Consider the following 2,647-nt stretch of genomic DNA (forward strand, 5'->3'; position numbering starts at 1 on the left):
ACCCGCACCCTCTACGACGAGGCCACCGCCTGGTCACACCACGCAACCCTCCCCGCGGCAGCTTGACACCGCTATGGCATGGGATGTCTGACAGCAAAGATCGCTGGCGGCGGCAAGAAGGCAGCCGCTGGCGGAGAGCCTTCGTCCGGCAGCGAGTCATCGGGGCAGGGCGAGCCGAAGATTTTGGTCGGAGAGGACTACATCGGCTGGGTCCGGAGACGCATCGTCGGCAGCGGTAGGCCCTTGCCGTCGTTCGGGTTCGACGAGTCCATCGTGCTTGGACACTGCTTGCGCGCCTACCGGCTCCGATACTGGAGACGCTCTCTGGCGGCTCTTCTGACGCTGCCTGGGATAGCACTCGGGTTGCTGCAGCTGGTGTCATGGGGGTGGGCGCTCGGGCTTGCCGTCGCTGGAGTGTGGCTGGCCTTCTATGCCGACCGGGTGGTGGCCCAGGCGTTGCTCCACCAGCTACGCCCCTCGCAGTTCCTGTCCGGCCACAGCCCCGAGCCGGCGGGGGCCTCAGGATTTCTCCAACGACGATTCCAATCATGGGCGTTGCCCTACACCCGTGAATGGCGGGGCAAGAGCTCGCCGAAGGAACACTTCATCGGTGCAGGCCGCCTGGTCTGGGGCACAGCGTCGATCGGTATCGACGTCGAACCCGCTCCGCGACGACCGGCAGCTCCAGTTGATCAGGATGATGAGGCCAAGGCGACTCTCATTCCCGTGCAGTTGCAGAAGTCAATCGATTCGCAACAGGCCGCCCCTGCTGGCACGTTCAGGAACTTCACCGTAGAAGAGCTCTACGACTTCGTAGCCAACCGGCTCGTCGACCCCGCGCCGTCACATGCCCCAGGGCATCCGTTCGCAGACATCGAGGTCATTGGCGTCGCCGCCGTCTCGTCCAAGAGGTGGGCCCAGCTCGACGACGTGACCTGGCGGAGCATGGAGTCGCTCGCGGCAGGACATCCTGACGGCGGCCCGGGACCCTACGTCGCCCGCCGCTACCTCTGGGCGCGGATCATCTCGTGGGGCGGTGAGATGAGCGCCTCCATCCTGGTCAACTTCGCCTACGAGAGTGGCTTCCTTCGGGTCACCGTCCGTCCGCACCTCATGGCTCCGCTCAACAGCAAGCTCGCGGCGACGGTGGCCCCTCTTTCACCATTTTCGTGGCGTTGGCAGCGAACCGCCTGGCTCCAGGCGGTTTGCGATCTCGTCAGCGCAGCGAACCGGCTCATCTCGGGCCGCGTGGTTTCACCGAAACCAGAGCTTGATCAAGGCGGTCCGGTGAGCCTTCGGGAGATCTACTCGACCCGCTACATCGACGAGATGCACATGTACGAGGACGCCCGCCGCTACGTACAGATGATGCAACGCAGAGTGTTCGACACGGTCGAGGCGTTTCTCGGCAACCACCAAGTCGACACCCGCTCGTACCAGGCGCAGGCGCTGGCCATCTACAACTTCGGGGTCATGGCCGGCGGCGACATCAGCGGCAATATCCAGAACGGACCCGGTGCCACCGGCACCTTCATGAGCCAGGAGGCATGATGCCCTTCCGCCGCCAGCAGAATCCGAACCCGTTCCCCGCCAGCAGCGGCATCAGCGCGGGTGGGAACATCACAGGCAATATCCAGAACGCGCCAGGAGCGCAGAACGCGACCCTGAACCAGCATGTCGCCGAAACGAGCGACGAGCAGCTCAACGAGGCGCGACGGCAGCTGCACGAGCTGCGCGAAGCCGTCGAGCGGCATGCCGCGCAACTCGCACAGCCTCAAGCCTGCCTCGAAGAGATCACAGCAGTCGAGCAGCACCTTGACCGGGCAGGAGATGACCCCACCACGTTGCGTGTCCTCATGGGTTCCGTGTACCAGCACTGCGGCGGGGTACCTGGACTAGTGGCCATTGCAGGTCTCGCGCAGCAGACAGTCGCCGCCCTGCTCTGATCCACTACAGCGGCTGCCCGAGAACGCGACGTAAAAGGCAGCCGCCGAAGAGTAACCAGTGAAGCCGGTCAGAGCTGCTGGAGCCGTGCCACCGCCTCGCTCAGGACCTCGTCCTTCTTGCAGAAGGTGAACCGGACCAGGCTCTGACCGGCTTCGGCGTTGTCGTAGAAGACCACGTTCGGGATGGCGACGACGCCGCAGCGCTCGGGCAGGGAACGGCAGAACTCCATGCCGTCCTTTTCCCCGAGCGGGGTGATGTCGGTGGTGATGAAGTAGGTGCCCTCGGGGTTGAACACGCGGAAGCCCGCTGACGAGAGACCGTCAACCAGCAGGTCCCGCTTCCGGAGCAGGTCGGCGCGGAAAGTGTCAAAGTAGCTGTCGGGGAGACGGAGCGCCTCGGCGACCGCGTACTGGAAGGGGCCTGCGCTCACGTAGGTGAGGTACTGCTTGGCGGTACGGACCGCCGAGACGATGGCCGGACTCGCGGTTACCCAACCAACCTTCCAGCCGGTGAAGGAGAAGGTCTTGCCGGCCGAGGAGATGGTGACGGTGCGTTCGCGCATGCCGGGGAGGGCGGCGAGCGGGTGGTGGGTGACGCCGAAGACGAGGTGTTCGTAGACCTCGTCGGTGATCACCAGGAGGTCGTGCTCGACGGCGAGTTCGGCGATGCCGCGCAGCTCGTCGGCGGTGAGGACGGTGCC

3 protein-coding genes are annotated in these 2,647 nt (G+C 65.1%); 2 read left to right on the forward strand and 1 reads right to left on the reverse strand.

Translation table 11 applies throughout. The features are described 5' to 3' along the window. Positions 1 to 78 precede the first annotated feature (78 nt). Both ACIBEC_RS47695 and ACIBEC_RS47700 read left to right on the forward strand, forming a co-directional pair. Positions 79 to 1,551, forward strand: a complete 1,473-nt coding sequence (locus tag ACIBEC_RS47695; RefSeq protein WP_360510290.1) for a hypothetical protein — start codon at positions 79 to 81, stop codon at positions 1,549 to 1,551. After that, positions 1,548 to 1,946, forward strand: a complete 399-nt coding sequence (locus ACIBEC_RS47700) for a hypothetical protein (protein WP_360510292.1) — start codon at positions 1,548 to 1,550, stop codon at positions 1,944 to 1,946. The genes ACIBEC_RS47695 and ACIBEC_RS47700 overlap by 4 nt, the downstream gene beginning before the upstream one ends. Positions 1,947 to 2,014: 68 nt before the next feature. Here the strand turns inward: ACIBEC_RS47700 and ACIBEC_RS47705 are convergent. Further along, positions 2,015 to 2,647 (reverse strand): aminotransferase class I/II-fold pyridoxal phosphate-dependent enzyme (locus ACIBEC_RS47705; RefSeq protein ID WP_360510294.1); only part of this gene is annotated, 633 nt, incomplete at its 5' end.

The sequence above is a fragment of the Kitasatospora sp. NPDC051164 genome (genome assembly GCF_044455625.1).
In the GTDB taxonomy this organism is placed as follows: Bacteria; Actinomycetota; Actinomycetes; order Streptomycetales; family Streptomycetaceae; genus Kitasatospora.

Bases quoted from the DNA above. Each gene is read 5' to 3' on its own strand.
- ACIBEC_RS47700 (WP_360510292.1), top strand. From the start codon at position 1,548: ATGATGCCCTTCCGCCGCCAGCAGAATCCGAACCCGTTCCCCGCCAGC.
- ACIBEC_RS47695 (WP_360510290.1), top strand. From the start codon at position 79: ATGGGATGTCTGACAGCAAAGATCGCTGGCGGCGGCAAGAAGGCAGCC.